We start from the raw sequence: 13716 nt of genomic DNA, 5'->3' as shown, positions 1-13716 counted from the left end.
TCCTGAGGAGGGAAGGTGGCTAGCCTAGAGGACGACGCACAGCCGATCAAGGGGCGACTGCCATCTCGCTCATGCGTTCGAGAAACATCGCGAGCGCCACTTCTTCGGTGCGCAGCCCCTTGCGTACGCGTGGGCGCGGCAATTCGGCAAGCGCGCCGAGCATGAAATTTTCCACCACGGCAGGGTGGATGTAGCACTTGCGGCACACTGCAGGCGTGTTGCCCAACTGTTTGGCAACGCCTTTGACCATGTCCACCACATGCCGTTTAGCTTCGGTTTCTGACTCATGTTTTAGCTCGCGCAACACGGCGAGGGCCAAGGCACTGCCGGCCCAGGTGCGGTAGTCCTTGGCGGTGAAGTCGGCGCCGGTCAGGGTTTTCAGGTAGGTGTTGACGTCGGAAGAGCTGACAGTGTGCCGTTCGCCATGTTCATCCAGATACTGAAACAGGTTCTGCCCGGGAAGTTCCAGGCAGCGTTTGATGACCCGCGCCAGGCGCCGGTCCTTCACGGTGATCTGGTGTTCGATACCGCTCTTGCCGCGAAACTGGAACAGAATCGCGCTGCCGTTGACCTCGACATGCCGACTGCGCAGGGTGGTCAGACCGTAGGAGCGATTATCCCGCGCGTATTGCGTATTGCCGACTCGAATCAAAGTCGCATCGAGCAAGGTGATCACCGTGGCCATGACCTTGTCGCGACTGAAGCCCGGTGCAGCCAACAGTGCTTCCAGTTGTTTACGTAACTTCGGTAATGCCTGGCCGAACTCGCGTAGCCGCGAATACTTGTCGGCATCACGCACTTCACGCCAGCGCGCGTGATAACGGTATTGCTTGCGACCACGGGCATCGCGGCCGGTGGCTTGAAGATGACCGCTCGGGTCGGGGCAGATCCACACGTCGGTGTAGGCTGGCGGCACGGCGAGGGCGTTGATGCGTTTGATTTCATCCGCATCGGTAATGCGTTGGCCCGACGGTTCGAAATAACTGAACTTGCCGCGCAGTTTTTTGCGGGTGATGCCGGGCTGTGTGTCATCGACGTAATGCAGGTCGGATGGCAGTGCATCGGTCAGCTCGGTGTCGGGCATGGCGGCTTCCTTCGGTGGCGCGGTGGTCGTTAAAACCATTGACCGCACGCCGAAGCCGTCGTGCCGAATGATTTACGCGAGCACCGCGACTGCCTTTATTTGCGCCCACAATTGCAGGCCGGGACGCACGCCCAATTGGTCGCGAGAGAACCTGGTAATGCGCGCCAGCAACGGCGTGCCGCCCGCGTCGAGACGAATCAACACATGCGCGGCATTGTCCGCCGCCTGCTCACTGATGACGGTGACCGGCAGGCGATTGAGGATGCTGCTGGATTCGCTGTTTTGCAGGGTCAGGCTGATGTCGCGCGCATGTACCTTGCAACGCAAGGTCTGGCCCACCGCCATTGGCGCATGCGTTACGCGGATGCTCATTTCGGTGGCCGGCAATTGCAGGCTCAGCAGCTGATAATCCGCGTCGTAGGCACAGACCTGACCTTCGATGATCACGCCCGCGTCATCGCCCATGGCCATCGGCAAGTCCAGACGGGCCAGGGTTTCACCAATCGGCCCGCTGGCCAGGGCCTTGCCGTCGCTGAGCAGCACCAGATGATCGGCCAGGCGCGCGACCTCGTCCTGCGCATGGCTGACGTACAGCAGCGGAATATCGAGCTCATCATGCAAGCGTTGCAGATAGGGCAGGATTTCGTTTTTGCGCTGACTGTCGAGTGCTGCCAGCGGCTCGTCCATCAACAGCAGTTTCGGGCTGGTCAGCAGCGCACGGGCGATGCCGACACGCTGACGCTCGCCACCCGAGAGATGCTGGGGATGACGCTCAAGCAAATGACCGATGCCGAGCAATTCAGTCGCGTGCGTCATGTCGACCCGGCGCTGGGACTTGGCAATGCGTTTGAGGCCGAATTGCAGATTGGCCAACACTGACAAATGTGGAAACAGGCTGGCCTCTTGAAATACATAACCCAGTGCGCGTTTGTGCGGCGGGACGAAAATACCGTTGTCGCTGTCCTGCCACACCTCGTCGTTGACCCGGATAAAGCCTTGCTCTGCGCGTTCAAGCCCGGCGATACAGCGCAGGCACGTGGTTTTGCCCGACCCGGAATGGCCGAACAGCGCGCTGACGCCGCGGCCCGGCAAGTGCAGATCGACGTTCAGGCTGAAGCCTGAATAGGTCATTTTCAAACGTGCATCAATCATCGATCAGCTCCAGCCCGCGCGGGTCTTGCGGCTGGAGTACAGCGCAAGCAACACCACAAACGAAAACACCAGCATCGCGCCAGCCAGCCAGTGGGCCTGTGCGTATTCCATCGCTTCAACGTGATCGTAGATTTGCACCGAGACCACGCGGGTCTTGTCGGGGATATTGCCGCCAATCATCAGCACGACGCCGAACTCACCGACGGTATGTGCGAACCCGAGGATGGCCGCTGTGATGAAACCGGGGCGGGCCAGGGGCAGGATCACGCTGAAAAAGGTGTCCCACGGATTGGCGCGCAACGTTGCGGCAACTTCCAGCGGGCGGGTGCCGATTGCCGAAAACGCGTTTTGCAACGGTTGCACCACGAACGGCATGGAATAGATCACAGAACCAATCACCAGCCCGGTGAAACTGAACGTCAGAGTGCCGAGCCCCAGCCATTGGGTGAACTGGCCAAGAAAACCGTGTGGTCCCATCATCAGCAACAGATAAAAACCGATGACGGTCGGCGGCAGCACGAGGGGCAGGGCGACGATCGCCCCGACCGGGCCGCGCAACCATGAGCGGGTACGCGACAACCACAGCGCGATCGGCGTGCCGATAACCAAAAGGATCGCGGTGGTCAGGGACGCCAGTTTCAGGGTCAGCCAGATCGCCGCGAAATCGGCACTCGTCAGCGACATTTAGAGTTGGTAGCCGTAAGACTTGATCACCGCAGCGGCTTTCGGGCCCTTGAGGTATTCAACCAGTGCCTTGGCCGCGGCGTTGTCCTTGCCTTTGCTGAGGATCACCGCGTCCTGTTTGATCGGGTCATGCAGGCTGGCCGGTACGATCCACGCCGAACCGCTGGTGACTTTGCCTTCCTTGTAGATCTGCGACAGCGCGACGAAGCCGAGTTCGGCGTTGCCAGTCGAAACGAACTGGTAGGCCTGAGTGATGTTTTGGCCTTCGACGATCTTGGCTTTGGTCGCTTCGGTCAGTTTCAGTTTTTCCAGCACTTGCGTGGCTGCCAGGCCATATGGCGCGGTTTTCGGATTGGCGATGGACAGGTGCCGGTATTCGTTTTTCTTCAGGACCTCACCTTTGGCATCGATGTAACCGTCCTTCGCCGACCACAGCGCCAGAGTGCCAACGGCGTAAGTGAAGCGCGAGCCCTTGACGGTATCGCCTTCTTTTTCCAGTTTTTCCGGCGTGGTGTCGTCCGCCGAGAGAAACACTTCGAACGGTGCGCCGTTCTTGATCTGAGCGTAAAACTGGCCGGTGGCGCCATAGGCTGCGACCAGTTTGTGACCGGTGTCTTTTTCGAAATCGGCAGCGATGGCCTGAATCGGTGCCGTGAAATTCGCAGCAACAGCAACCTGCACTTCATCAGCCTGAGCAGCACTGATGGCGAATACTGCAAGCAGTGAGGTGAGACAGACAGGGGCAAAACGTGAGGCACGAATGGTCATGTAGCAGCTCCGTTGTGGGCGGTGCACAGGGCAGTTTTACTCGAGGTGGACTGCGCCATTGCAAAGGGGGAAATCGCTATGTAGCGAAATATATAGCGATCCCCACTGTGTGGCGAGAGGATTTATCCTGACGGACCGCTTGACCTGAAACGCATCCCCCGCGCGGCATCAACGCACAATCAGCTTCGCCAATGCACCCTCGGCCAATTGGCGAGTCAGTTCAGCACTGCTGAGGTCTTGGCCCAGCGTGAAAGCCTGGCCTGCCCAGAGGTTGGCGAACTGCGCATCATCTTTTGCACGCAGCGGCATCAGGGCGCCACCGGCCAACGGGAATGCCGGTGCTTTGGCCGACATTGGCCCCAGTTCGCGCATCACGCGGTTGAGAATGCCCCGCGCCGGGCGTCCAGTGAAAATGTTGGTGATCGCGGTTTCACTCTCTTTGGCAGTGCGCAGAGCCTTGTGATGAGAGGCGCTGACTTTGGCTTCCGGGGTGAACAGGTATGCGGTGCCGACCTGTACCGCTGACGCCCCCAGCATGAAGGCTGCCGCGACGCCTCGCGCATCGGCGATTGCACCGGCGGCAATCACCGGCACGGACACCGCATCGACGATCTGCGGCACCAGTGCGAACGTGCCGACTTGACTGCTCAAGTCCTCGCTGAGAAACATCCCGCGATGACCGCCGGCCTCGTAGCCCATGGCGATGATCGCGTCACAGCCATTGTGTTCGAGCCAGATCGCTTCATCGACGGTGGTTGCCGAGGAGAGGATTTTTGCGCCAGTGGCCTTCACTCGATCGAGCAGGGATTTCTCTGGCAAACCGAAGTGAAAACTCACCACCTCCGGCCGGAATTCTTCCAGCACTTCGCACGCCGCCGTATCGAACGGCGCCCGGTTGGATATAGGTGTAGGCGCATCGAAGTCGACACCCAGTTCTCGGTAGTAAGGTTCCAGCAGGTTCTTCCACTCGCGTGCGCGTTGCTCATCAGCAGTGGGTGGCTGGTGGCAGAAAAAATTCACATTGAAGGGCTTGTCGGTGTGTTCGCGAATCGTCTTCAGCTCTTCGCGTAACTGCTCGATGCTCAGCATCGCCGCCGGCATCGAACCCAGGCCGCCAGCGTTGCACACGGCGATCACCATAGATGAGTTTGTCGCACCGGCCATCGGGCCCTGAATGATCGGCGATTGAATGCCGAGCAGGTCGAGAATACGTGTATCTGGCCATTGGCTCATGGAAGCGGACTCCGAACGATGAAACGGGGCAGGGACGGCGAAGCCGGTTTTTTACCAGCAAAACCAGGCTCCGGGCCACTTTGAAATTGTGAACATCGCCTGACGCAGGTTCTCAGCGTCGATGAAATCCGCCGCCACCACCGCCTCCTCCTCCATAGGAGCGGTTCATGCTTCGTGAGGAGTTTTGAAAATTATGGGTGCGCTGATTGCCCAGGTTGCGCGCGGCGGATTCACGGTTGAGGTTTTGCAATTGGGCGTTGTTATTGATCGGAGTTGGGCGGTTTGCCCCGCCCTTGACCACGGATTGCCAGCCATCATCGGTTTTTTTGTAGACATTGCCATCGCGGCCGGCATACACGTTGTCGCCTACGCGTGCGGCGCCGGCGTTTTTGCCGCGAACACTGCCGTATTGGGTGGTATTACCGGTATTGGGGTTGTACGCCGCGCCGCGACTGGCTGTGACTTGGGTGCCGTTGCGGGCATTGCCGGCGGTGACCTTCTGGCCGGCGATCGCGCCACCGTTCGGTCCCGTCGCCACACCACTGCGTCCGGCCGCATAGTTACCGGTATAGACATTGTGCACGGCACCGCGTTGGCCTGCTGCCGCAACGCCTGTGCGCGAGTTATACGAAGAGCCAACCTGACCCGCCCAGCGATTGCCGGTCCAGGCGTTGTAACCGGCACCAGCGCGGCTGACCGTCGCCCGGTCACCCCATTGATGATAGATATTGCCCGTGGTGCCGGCCCATCCTCCCGGTCCCCAGGCCACGGCGCCGCCGCGATATCCGTAAGCTGCGCCACCCCACGCCAGCGGTGCCGGATACAAGCGCGGGCCCCAGGCGTAACCCCAACCATAATTGCCCCACCACGGATACGCACCCCAGCCCCAACCCATGGCGACGGTACTGCTGCCCCAACTCCAGCCGAAACCGAAACCGAAGGTCCAGCCAGTCCAGGGCGTGTAACGGATGGCGACGCCGAACCCATAAGTCACTGGCGGCCCGTACCAGACGCTGCCAACCCACGGCGTGTATGGGTAACCGGTGCCGTAAACCACCACGCCGGTGGCGGGATCTACATTGGAACCCTGATAACCCGGTGTATAGCCGACCACCACGGTATCGCCGCTGGCCTCATAGACTTTCACGTAAGTCAGATAGTGCATGGGCGAGCTGGGTGGGATTGAGTAGATCACCGCCGGCACAGAACTGGCCACGATCCACGGGCCATTCACTGTGGTGGCGGTAAACCAGATACCGTTTTCCACCGCATACCAACTGTTGTTGTCGACCCGGATGATCGGCGTTGCACTATTGACCACATACTGCAGCGGCGTGCTGTTGATGGCTTTGAGTTGTGGTTCGCCATCGAACTGCGGCGAGGTCATTTTCACCGCGCTTTTCTTGATTGCCGAGGTCTGCGGGATGGTCGCAGCAATCGCGGCTTCCTTGGCTTGTGGCGTACCGGCGACCGAGGCTTTGACGTTTTCTTTCGGGCTGTCGTCGGGGATGTTGGCGAAGTCTGCCGGCAGCTGGTCCGCTGATGTAAACGTCCATGGGCCGTTCATGTCACCGGCGCGGAACCAGCGACCGGAAATCAGCACGTAACTGTTCTGATCACCGATCTCCTTGAAGATGTGCCCGGTGGTATTGGTCACGTATAAAAGCCGAGTGCCCTGAATCGGCAGCCACTGTGGCGCTCCATCGGTGACAAGCAGCTCGGTGGGCGTAGTGGCGACAAAGATTTTTGGCTGCGGCGGCTTGGCCAGGCTGGGAACCTTGTCTTTCGGGTCACTCTGCCCGGTCAACAGATCCACCTGGCGACTGGCGATGGCGGCCTGTTTGGCTTTTTCCAGTTCGGCGGGCGGCGTGGCCAGACGGGTGTAATCGCCGTTGAGCTGGTCAGCAACCATCCAGCCATCGAAGACATGCAGGTAATGTTTGCCCTGCGTATCTTTCAGCAGCAGAGGTCGGGTGTTGATCACCCGTTGCAGCGCTGTGCTTTCAACCGGACGATAGGCTGCATCGCCGTCGATGTAGACAAGCATCGCCGGGACGTCGGAGCTGATGATCGCGGGCGGGGTGTTTTCCAGAGGCGCGTTGTCAGCTTTCTGCTCTGCCGATAGCACCCCGACGGCGGCCTCGAGTTGATCCAGTGAAATGGTTTTTTTCCGGCTCTCGGCGTCTTTTTTCAGCACCGCCAGCCATTTGTCAGCCTTAGCGGCATCAGCGGGGAAGTCGGCTTTGATGATTTTGTATTGATCGAGTGCAACCCAGCGCGTGGCCTTGTCGACCAGCGTATGGGCACTGAAGTGAACGATGCCGTAAGTGGTTTTTCCATCGGCGCCGGTGGCTTCAACGGCAGCGCGGGCATTGAGGGTGTAGCCGTCCCAACTGTCGAGTTGCGGCTGATATACGGTCAGTTTGGCCTTCTCGCTGGTGATGACTTGCGGCCATGATGGCTCACTGGGTGCCGGCTCGCCGGGCTTGGTGGCCGGTGCCGCCCACGCATTATTGAAGGCCAGCAGACACAGCATCAGCATCACTGAAAAAGAACGCGGGTAAGACATGGATCGCTCCTTCGACTGGCCGTTTTCCGAGGAATAACAGCGAACGCACCACCGTCGAAAAAGCATAGTCGGCCACCATGGAAATACCCGGCCGATTCGCGGATTGGCTGAAAGTCGAGTGTGGCAACGTATTGCGATGTGATATTTGAAAGCCATGACCCCCTGAAACCCATCCATGAGAGGCCATCATGTTCAACGGTATTTTGATCAATAAAGACGACAGCGGTTATCGCGCCAACCTTCAACAGATCAACGAAGACCAGTTGCCCGAGGGCGACGTGACCGTGGCCGTTGCGTACAGCACGTTGAATTTCAAGGATGGCTTGGCGATTACGGGCAGCAGCCCGGTGGTGCGCAAATTTCCCTTGGTGCCGGGGATCGATCTGGCAGGCACCGTCGAGGTCAGCTCACATCCCGACTATAAAGTGGGTGATCAGGTGCTGCTCAATGGCTGGGGCGTAGGCGAGAGCCATTGGGGCGGCCTGGCGCAAAAGGCCCGGCTCAACGGCGACTGGCTGATTCCTTTGCCAAAAGCGTTTACCGCTGCTCAGGCAATGGCGATCGGCACGGCGGGTTACACCGCAATGTTGTGCATTTTGGCGCTTGAGCGTAATGGCGTGACGCCTGCGCAGGGCGAGGTGCTTGTGACTGGGGCCAATGGCGGCGTGGGCAGTTTTGCCATCGCGCTGCTGAGCAAGCTTGGCTATCGGGTTGTGGCGTCCACGGGCAGGGTGTCCGAGCATGAATATCTCAAGCAATTGGGCGCGACTGAAATCATCGACCGCGCGACTCTGTCCGAACCGGGCAAGCCGCTGGCCAAGGAGCGTTGGGCAGCGGTAATCGATTCGGTCGGCAGTCACACGCTGGCGAATGCCTGCGCCAGTACGCGTGCTGAAGGCACCGTCGCCGCGTGCGGTCTGGCCCAGGGGATGGATTTCCCTGCCTCGGTGGCGCCGTTTATTTTGCGTGGCGTCACCCTGGCCGGCATCAACAGCGTGACTCAGCCAAAGGCGCGCCGCGTGGAGGCATGGGGTCGACTGGCGCAGGATCTGGACTTCGCCTTACTGCCATTGATCAGCCATGAAATCGCCCTAGGTGACGTTATCGATGCCGCGCCGAAACTGCTCGCAGGGCAGCTTCGCGGACGCGTTGTGGTGGACGTCAATCGCTGAAGAATCACGCAGCTTCAGGGCTGCGTTTCACGTTCCAGCAGTTGCCGTTTACGCTCGACACCCCAGCGATAACCGGAAAGATTGCCATCGCTGCGCACCACGCGATGGCAAGGAATCGCGACGGCCAATCGATTGGCACCGCATGCCTGAGCCACGGCGCGCATGGATGTCGGTGCGCCGATGCGTTGGGCAATGTCGGCGTAGCTGGCGGTGCTGCCAACCGGGATTTCCCGTAGCGCCTGCCAAACGCGCTCCTGAAATGCCGTGCCGCGCACGTCCAGCGGTAGATCGAGGCCAATGGCCGGGGCTTCGATAAAGCCGACGACTTTGGCGATCAGTTGCTCAAACTCCGCATCGGCACCAATCAGATTGGCTTTGCGGAACTGGTCCTGCAGATCACACACCAGTTGGTGAGGATCGTCGCCCAACAGAATCGCGCAAACCCCGCGCTCGCTTTGCGCCACCAGAATAGCCCCGAGCGAGCATTGTCCGACGGCAAAACGAATGTCGTTGTTTTGCCCGGCGGCGCGGTAGTCACCGGGTTTCATTCCCAGCAGGTGATCGGCATTTTCATAGAAACGACTGTTGGAATTGAAACCTGCGTCATACAACGCGTCGGTCACTGAGCCGCCGTCTGCCAGGCGTTCACGCACGCGGCGCGAGCGGTGGGCGCTGGCGTAACCCTTGGGCGTCAGTCCGGTCGCGGCTTTAAACACACGGTGAAAATGAAACGGGCTCAGACCGGCCGTTGCAGCAAGTTCATTGAGCGCGGGCAAAGTGTCGGCGGACTCGATCTGCCGGCATGCTACCGCCACAACTGCGGCGTGTTGCGCGAGCACATCGCTCTGATCCTTGCTGGCCCTTTTGCTCGGCCGGTAGCCGGCGGCTTCAGCCTCAAGCGCCGTATCGAAAAACTCCACATTCTGCGGTTTCGGCAAACGCGCAAGACTGCTTGGGCGGCAGTAGATGCCGGTGGTTTTCACCGCATAGACAAACGTCCCGTCCGCCCGCGCATCCCGCGCAACAACAGCGGCCCAGCGTGGATCGTCTTCAATGTCGAGCGTGGTCGAAAACGTTTTCATGATGGCTAATCCGTTGACCTGTTTGATTCAGGTTAACCAGCGTTGGTGAACACAACACTCCGGGCCTTGCGGTCAAACTTTCAAGGGTCATCCGGCAACACGAAAAGTCAGATTGATGCGTTGTTCACCGAGCTGCGGATGCTGCCCTTGCTTGATCGGTAAAACACCGTGGAACCGCAAGCGATCGACACCGCCCCAAACCACCATGTCGCCATGCAGCAGAGGGATCCGCTGGCTCTTGTCACCACGAGCGAAACCGCCAAACAGAAACATTGCCGGCAAGCCCAGCGACAGCGAAACGATCGGTGCAGCGTAGGCGTTTTCGTCTTTGTCCTGATGCAATGACATCTTGGCGCCGGGGATATAGCGGTTGATCAAGCAGGAGTCGGCTTTGAAATCAGAAAAACCGGCCTCCTGCGCCGCGGCCTCTGCCAGATCGGCAAATACCGGCGGCAGCTCCGGCCAGGGCAAACCGCTGAGAGGATCGACCCTTGAGTAACGATAGCCGCTGCGATCAGTGATCCAGCCCAGTTGCCCGCAACTGCTGGTGCCCACCGACATGCTGAAACCGCCCGGCGTGACCATGTGGCGCAGTGGGGCAGCGAGCAGGACGGCGTCCAGCGCCGGTAGCAATTGATCGGTCAGCCGCAAGGCGAATCCGCGCAGTACCCACGATTGCTCACCGATCTGTTCGGCGTGGGGTTGCGGCGCGGGTTCGTGGTCAGCGAACAGATCGAAAGTGTGCGGTTGCATGGCGATCACCAAAACCTTGCGGCAGTCATTCTGTCGGTGCGTTACAGCGCCTTGCTGACGGCGATATCGCTGATCACATCTTCAGTCTGCCCGTGGATTGCGTCGAGAGCAGCCTTGGCTTCTTCCTCGGTGCCGTTTTCCAGTTGCGCGAACTCGAAACGGCGCTCGCCGTTGAGCTTGTACTTGATGACGTATTTGGTCGTTTGGGCCACGGTCATGAATACCTGTCTGTGTGGGCGGGGCGGCTCAGCTGAGTTTGGAGCTGGAGCGGCGGATGATCTTGATCGAATGCGTCAGCGTCGGTTTGCGTGTAACGCTGATTGCCCGGGTGGTGACGGTGTCGATGGTGATGTTCCAGAAACCGGTGCTCGGCGCGGTGATGCGGGCCGGGAACGTGTCGAAAGCGCCGCCGTGGTAGGAGTGACGACCGCCATTTTTGAAGCTGCGGAAGTTGGCGTCGCTCATCAAACGGATGTTGCAGGTTTGCGAGCATTGGATGACGACGATGTCGTCTTCGTTGAGGTGTTCGCGCTGGTGAATGAATTTCATGGGCGCCTCCAGAAGGGCTTTTGCTACAAAATCAAAACGATAGCTTGTAATTGGGCGCAGTTTATCAGCCTGCACGGGTTATTATCTGGCCGTCGGGCGTTGGTTTGACAATTTTGAACAGATATTCGCGATTGGATGCGGGTTAAATGCAGAAGGCCCCGGAGAAAAACGGCATTTGTGCTGTCGGACGGTCTTTAACGGAGGTTTTTTATGAAGTGGGGTGTGGTGTGTCTGCCGTTGGTTTTGGCTATGGGTGGCTGTGCGAACGTTTCCGAAATCAATGAAACGCTACCGACCGTGAGCGTAATTTCCGGCAAGAAGCCCCATGAGTATGCGCAGTGCCTGACCGAAAAACTGGCGGACAGCCGCGGCGCGCTGCAGATACAGCCGCAAAAGGAGGGGGTTCGCGTGATTGTTCCGGGCAAACTGTCCTCTGGCCCGGCCGCCGTGTTTGATATCGAAGATCGCTCCGGCGGTAGCAGTATCAAGCTGCATGAGCGCATGTCGAATGTGCCGGTGCGCCCACGTGATGTGCGTAACGCGGCCAACGCCTGTATTTCCGGCTGATAGACTATTGGTCATCAGCATCAATGCCGTCACAGTCATGCTGTGACGGCATTTTCATTTCTGGAGTCGCGATGAAGCGAGAGCAAGTGCGGGAACGCCATGCAGAGGGCCTGATCTCTGCCACACATGTCATTCAGAACCCGGCAAATTCCGGGGAATGGATCGTATTTTTCAAGAAAAGCGCCGGGCGCAGTTATTTCCTGGTGGACGATAACGACGAAGTCGAGTCTTTCAATCGGCTCGACGATCTGATCGAAGTCGTACGCGGACTCGGGATCAAGTTCGCGGAAATTCACATGTAGAGTCTATTTGCAGACCACTACCACGCTGCGGTTTTTGTAGTTGCCGACATCGACGCCCAAAGTTTTTTCGCTTTCCTTCGGCGCCGGTGTGCCGTCAGTGCCGACGATGCGGTAGCCCGTGCCTGCGCAGGAGGCGTCAGCCTTTTCATAGCAGGTGGCCCAGGAATTGGCTTCACCGGAGCAGTCGATGGTCAGCCCCTGTTCGCCGTTGTTCAGGGTGGTCGGTTGGGATGTGGCGCAGCCGCTCAATACCAGTACCGCGATCAGTGGCAAAAATCTGTTCATGTTCATAGTTGTGTCGTCTTCAGCGGTGGGGGACTAGACGCTCTGACAGCGCCGGTATGAAAAGGTTATAGCGATTGGCCACTTGTTTTCGACGGTCGTGTGTCAGGCACAAAAAAGCCCTGCTCACGGCAGGGCTTGCGGCGCTTCGCAGCAGATCAGTCCTGATCTTTGCCGCGGCGCTTTGCCGACGCAGGGGTGTCAGTAAATACCGACGCTACATCAGTCGCCATCTGCTCGCTGTCGAAAGGCCCGGCAATGTGTTCGCCATTGGTCGTGGTGAGCGTCCACTTTCCGTCTTTCTTGTCGATCACATACCCGTTGATGATTTTTACGGCGGCCATCTAATCTGTCTCGTTCGCTGATTCAAAGTCGCCATGATACCGGCAAAATGTTCACAATGGGGGCGATGAGCGTATGGTAATCCAGCTCGTCGGTCACTTTGAGCTAAGCTGAGCGATGGTCTGCAGATGCCGATGGAACTATCGGCGAGAATATTTCTCTATGTTGGCATCGGTTAGCCAGTGCGGGGCATTGTAAGGTGCACGCCGCCTGATTAGACTGCGCCGAAACTCGTACACACAGCCTTTTCAAGGACTTATATGATCAAGAAATGCTTGTTCCCAGCAGCCGGTTACGGTACTCGCTTCCTGCCAGCGACTAAAGCCATGCCTAAAGAAATGCTGCCGGTGGTAAACAAGCCACTGATCCAGTACGGCGTTGAAGAAGCTCTGGACGCTGGCCTGACTGAAATCTCGATCGTTACCGGTCGTGGCAAACGCGCCCTGGAAGACCACTTCGACATCAGCTACGAGCTGGAAAACCAGATCAAAGGCACCGACAAGGAAAAATACCTGGTCGGCATCCGCAAGCTGCTGGACGAGTGCTCGTTCTCCTACACCCGTCAGACCGAAATGAAAGGCCTGGGCCACGCCATCCTGACCGGCCGCCCGCTGATCGGTGACGAACCGTTCGCCGTGGTACTGGCGGATGACCTGTGCGTCAACCTCGAAGGCGACGGCGTACTGACCCAGATGGTCAAGCTGTACAAGCAGTTCCGCTGCTCGATCGTGGCCATTCAGGAAGTCGATCCGCAAGAAACTCACAAGTACGGCGTAATTGCCGGTGAGATGATTCGCGACGACATCTACCGCGTTCACAGCATGGTCGAGAAGCCAAAGCCGGAAGATGCGCCATCGAACCTGGCAATCATCGGTCGCTACATCCTGACTCCGGACATTTTTGACCTGCTTGAGCAGACCGAGCCAGGCAAGGGCGGCGAAATCCAGATCACTGACGCCCTGATGAAACAAGCCCAGAACGGCTGCGTAATGGCCTACAAGTTCAAAGGCAAGCGTTTCGACTGCGGTGGCGCTGAAGGCTACATTGACGCGACCAACTTCTGCTTCGAGAACTTCTACAAGACTGGCAAGGCTTACTAAGAGCGCTTGATCCGTCTGTACGAGAAAGCCACCTTCGGGTGGCTTTTTCATTTTCAGCCCTCATATGGATGGCAGTG

The 13716-nt window shown here is 58.7% G+C and carries 16 protein-coding genes; 4 read left to right on the top strand and 12 right to left on the bottom strand.

What is annotated here, in order from left to right; translation table 11 throughout:
* Nucleotides 1-46: 46 nt before the first annotated feature.
* From ACA061_RS14575 to ACA061_RS14550, 6 genes are all read right to left on the bottom strand, one after another.
* Nucleotides 47-1084 (bottom strand): DNA topoisomerase IB, encoded by a 1038-nt coding sequence (locus tag ACA061_RS14575; protein WP_210552842.1) that lies wholly within the window; start codon nt 1082-1084, stop codon nt 47-49.
* Nucleotides 1085-1156: 72 nt separating this feature from the next.
* Nucleotides 1157-2236, bottom strand: coding sequence for a molybdenum ABC transporter ATP-binding protein (modC, locus tag ACA061_RS14570; RefSeq protein WP_497299475.1), 1080 nt, complete (start codon nt 2234-2236; stop codon nt 1157-1159).
* Between the two features lie 3 nt (nt 2237-2239).
* Complete coding sequence (modB, locus tag ACA061_RS14565; protein WP_047301428.1) at nt 2240-2920, bottom strand: molybdate ABC transporter permease subunit; 681 nt, start codon at nt 2918-2920, stop codon at nt 2240-2242.
* Nucleotides 2921-3688 carry a molybdate ABC transporter substrate-binding protein gene (gene modA / locus ACA061_RS14560; protein ID WP_497299474.1) on the bottom strand — a complete coding sequence of 256 codons (768 nt, stop codon included), beginning with the start codon at nt 3686-3688 and terminating at the stop codon, nt 2921-2923.
* Between the two features lie 168 nt (nt 3689-3856).
* Entirely contained in the window at nt 3857-4921 is a 1065-nt protein-coding gene (locus tag ACA061_RS14555; RefSeq protein ID WP_497299472.1) for an NAD(P)H-dependent flavin oxidoreductase, read from the bottom strand.
* 112 nt (nt 4922-5033) lie between these two features.
* On the bottom strand, nt 5034-7490 hold the full coding sequence (locus ACA061_RS14550) for an autotransporter (RefSeq protein WP_497299471.1): 2457 nt from the start codon (nt 7488-7490) through the stop codon (nt 5034-5036).
* 188 nt (nt 7491-7678) lie between these two features.
* On the opposite strand from ACA061_RS14550, the gene acuI reads away from it, so the two are divergent.
* Nucleotides 7679-8662: an acrylyl-CoA reductase (NADPH) gene (acuI, locus tag ACA061_RS14545; RefSeq protein WP_210699925.1), complete on the top strand. Its 984-nt coding sequence runs from the start codon at nt 7679-7681 to the stop codon at nt 8660-8662.
* Between the two features lie 14 nt (nt 8663-8676).
* Here the strand turns inward: acuI and ada are convergent, their stop codons facing one another.
* From ada to ACA061_RS14525, 4 genes are all read right to left on the bottom strand, one after another.
* On the bottom strand, nt 8677-9744 hold the full coding sequence (ada, locus tag ACA061_RS14540) for a bifunctional DNA-binding transcriptional regulator/O6-methylguanine-DNA methyltransferase Ada (protein ID WP_497299470.1): 1068 nt from the start codon (nt 9742-9744) through the stop codon (nt 8677-8679).
* 87 nt (nt 9745-9831) lie between these two features.
* Entirely contained in the window at nt 9832-10497 is a 666-nt protein-coding gene (gene alkB, locus ACA061_RS14535; protein WP_497299469.1) for a DNA oxidative demethylase AlkB, read from the bottom strand.
* 41 nt (nt 10498-10538) lie between these two features.
* Nucleotides 10539-10715 carry a hypothetical protein gene (locus tag ACA061_RS14530; protein ID WP_191626414.1) on the bottom strand — a complete coding sequence of 59 codons (177 nt, stop codon included), beginning with the start codon at nt 10713-10715 and terminating at the stop codon, nt 10539-10541.
* 28 nt (nt 10716-10743) lie between these two features.
* Nucleotides 10744-11046: a DUF1883 domain-containing protein gene (locus ACA061_RS14525; RefSeq protein ID WP_042559354.1), complete on the bottom strand. Its 303-nt coding sequence runs from the start codon at nt 11044-11046 to the stop codon at nt 10744-10746.
* A gap of 210 nt (nt 11047-11256) precedes the next feature.
* Here ACA061_RS14525 and ACA061_RS14520 point away from each other — a divergent pair, with 210 nt between their 5' ends.
* Both ACA061_RS14520 and ACA061_RS14515 read left to right on the top strand, forming a co-directional pair.
* Nucleotides 11257-11613 (top strand): hypothetical protein, encoded by a 357-nt coding sequence (locus ACA061_RS14520; protein ID WP_150602363.1) that lies wholly within the window; start codon nt 11257-11259, stop codon nt 11611-11613.
* Between the two features lie 71 nt (nt 11614-11684).
* On the top strand, nt 11685-11915 hold the full coding sequence (locus tag ACA061_RS14515) for a hypothetical protein (RefSeq protein ID WP_150602362.1): 231 nt from the start codon (nt 11685-11687) through the stop codon (nt 11913-11915).
* 3 nt (nt 11916-11918) lie between these two features.
* On the opposite strand, the gene ACA061_RS14510 is transcribed toward ACA061_RS14515, so the two are convergent.
* Together ACA061_RS14510 and ACA061_RS14505 are read right to left on the bottom strand one after the other, a co-directional pair.
* The gene (locus tag ACA061_RS14510) at nt 11919-12206 is read right to left on the bottom strand and encodes a hypothetical protein (protein WP_080896026.1); all 288 of its coding nucleotides are present in this window, start codon (nt 12204-12206) and stop codon (nt 11919-11921) included.
* Between the two features lie 149 nt (nt 12207-12355).
* Nucleotides 12356-12541 carry a hypothetical protein gene (locus ACA061_RS14505; RefSeq protein ID WP_007912238.1) on the bottom strand — a complete coding sequence of 62 codons (186 nt, stop codon included), beginning with the start codon at nt 12539-12541 and terminating at the stop codon, nt 12356-12358.
* A gap of 258 nt (nt 12542-12799) precedes the next feature.
* Here ACA061_RS14505 and galU point away from each other — a divergent pair, with 258 nt between their 5' ends.
* Entirely contained in the window at nt 12800-13639 is an 840-nt protein-coding gene (galU, locus tag ACA061_RS14500; RefSeq protein WP_150591994.1) for a UTP--glucose-1-phosphate uridylyltransferase GalU, read from the top strand.
* Nucleotides 13640-13716: the final 77 nt, after the last annotated feature.

It is taken from the genome of Pseudomonas sp. LBUM1668 (genome assembly GCF_059695715.1).
Note: the sequence above shows the minus strand (reverse complement) of the source record. Positions and strands in the feature narration are given on the sequence as shown.

Coding starts and splice junctions, on each gene's coding strand:
- ACA061_RS14575 (WP_210552842.1), bottom strand. CDS start 1,084: ATGCCCGACACCGAGCTGACCGATGCACTGCCATCCGACCTGCATTAC.
- modC (WP_497299475.1), bottom strand. CDS start 2,236: ATGATTGATGCACGTTTGAAAATGACCTATTCAGGCTTCAGCCTGAAC.
- modB (WP_047301428.1), bottom strand. CDS start 2,920: ATGTCGCTGACGAGTGCCGATTTCGCGGCGATCTGGCTGACCCTGAAA.
- modA (WP_497299474.1), bottom strand. CDS start 3,688: ATGACCATTCGTGCCTCACGTTTTGCCCCTGTCTGTCTCACCTCACTG.
- ACA061_RS14555 (WP_497299472.1), bottom strand. CDS start 4,921: ATGAGCCAATGGCCAGATACACGTATTCTCGACCTGCTCGGCATTCAA.
- ACA061_RS14550 (WP_497299471.1), bottom strand. CDS start 7,490: ATGTCTTACCCGCGTTCTTTTTCAGTGATGCTGATGCTGTGTCTGCTG.
- acuI (WP_210699925.1), top strand. CDS start 7,679: ATGTTCAACGGTATTTTGATCAATAAAGACGACAGCGGTTATCGCGCC.
- ada (WP_497299470.1), bottom strand. CDS start 9,744: ATGAAAACGTTTTCGACCACGCTCGACATTGAAGACGATCCACGCTGG.
- alkB (WP_497299469.1), bottom strand. CDS start 10,497: ATGCAACCGCACACTTTCGATCTGTTCGCTGACCACGAACCCGCGCCG.
- ACA061_RS14530 (WP_191626414.1), bottom strand. CDS start 10,715: ATGACCGTGGCCCAAACGACCAAATACGTCATCAAGTACAAGCTCAAC.
- ACA061_RS14525 (WP_042559354.1), bottom strand. CDS start 11,046: ATGAAATTCATTCACCAGCGCGAACACCTCAACGAAGACGACATCGTC.
- ACA061_RS14520 (WP_150602363.1), top strand. CDS start 11,257: ATGAAGTGGGGTGTGGTGTGTCTGCCGTTGGTTTTGGCTATGGGTGGC.
- ACA061_RS14515 (WP_150602362.1), top strand. CDS start 11,685: ATGAAGCGAGAGCAAGTGCGGGAACGCCATGCAGAGGGCCTGATCTCT.
- ACA061_RS14510 (WP_080896026.1), bottom strand. CDS start 12,206: ATGAACATGAACAGATTTTTGCCACTGATCGCGGTACTGGTATTGAGC.
- ACA061_RS14505 (WP_007912238.1), bottom strand. CDS start 12,541: ATGGCCGCCGTAAAAATCATCAACGGGTATGTGATCGACAAGAAAGAC.
- galU (WP_150591994.1), top strand. CDS start 12,800: ATGATCAAGAAATGCTTGTTCCCAGCAGCCGGTTACGGTACTCGCTTC.